1 protein-coding gene is annotated in these 1,351 nt (G+C 38.8%); it reads right to left on the reverse strand.

Translation table 11 applies throughout. The annotated features are described in order from the left end of the window. A partial coding sequence (locus tag JCM1039_RS12350) for a hypothetical protein (protein WP_034533204.1) occupies positions 1–1,351 on the reverse strand: 1,351 nt, incomplete at both ends.

The raw sequence follows: 1,351 nt of genomic DNA on the forward strand, positions 1-1,351 counted from the left end.
GTTCTTCAATGCATCTGCAGGTACCCAGAAGTTTTCATTAGGACCAAATACTCTGTACATTTGAACATCTTGGCCATTGAGCTTCTTAGTTACAGGAGCACCATAAACAACTAATTGATGACCTGGATTTACAACTTCTTGGTAGCTTACTAAGTTAGCTTGAACCATTGCACCATTTTGTTCAGTGTAAAGGTTAGTGTTCTTAACAACGGTCATAACATTACCGTTCTTAGCTGATACGATAACTGGAACTACTGCCTTAGAAGTCTTACCAGCAGCATTGGTTGCAGAAATAGTTACACTGTAGAGACCTGGCTTAGTCCAATCTACATTATTATCTGTTGCAGTAATACTGATAAATGCCTTACTCTTATTGCTATTCCAAGCGCTGAACCATTCAGTTGGTTGGAAAGTACCATCATCATGTTGGCGAATGATTAATGGACGAACATATCCATTGGCATCAACTACTGCTGATAAATTACGTGGACGAACGTGGTTGTTTACTTTGTTTGCATCTACGCTACCTTCAACATTTGAATAATCTGCCAAAAGGACAGGTGCGTCTTGATCAACATAACCTGTATTTTGGAAATGAACAGTAATATCTGGAAGGCCGTTAGTTGAAACTACAATATGAAATGCTTTGCCAGCTGGGTCGAAGGTCTTATCAGCACTAACTGAGATACCTTGACGAGTCAATTGACCAATAAGATTATCATCAGTAGTTGCATGACCCCATACGTAAGTATCATATGCCTTTTCACTAGTCATACCAGCATTGTTCAAGGAAACGACTTTCATAATTCGCTTCTTCAAATCGCTTAATGAAGTCTTAGCTGAAAAGTTTGAATCTTCAGCATTTGCATAGTAGTTTTGTCCATTTGCATATGCATTTTCATCATTAGCTTCGAAGAATGCGCCATCTTTAATACGCTCTGCAACTTCTGCCTTAACAGGTTCTGTAGTAATAGTTACATACCAAGTACCCGCTAATTCAGTACCAGCATCATTTGAAGTAGGCATCTGTCTGGTAGAGTAATTACCTTGAATAATAGTCTTTCTTTGATCTTCGGTTAAGCCACCCCAGAGATGATTGGTCTTTAACTTAAAGCTATAGTTGTTAGTACCAACATTCTGAACATCAGTTACATCAAGTGCAGTTGAAAGCTTGTTAGCCTTTACAAGTGCATTCTTTAAAGCTTTTGCGATACCTTGGCTTGAGAGTTCAGATGGATTAACATAAATAGCATCTTTTGAGTCGCTTGGCTTAGTAAAGTGACCACCAGCAGCAGGTAATGCTGGGTAGGTTAAATTCCCTGCATCATTAGTAGTAGCTTGAACAGTTGAA

Origin of the sequence: Lactobacillus kitasatonis DSM 16761 = JCM 1039 (assembly GCF_000615285.1) — a bacterium.
Taxonomy (GTDB): Bacteria; Bacillota; Bacilli; order Lactobacillales; family Lactobacillaceae; genus Lactobacillus; species Lactobacillus kitasatonis.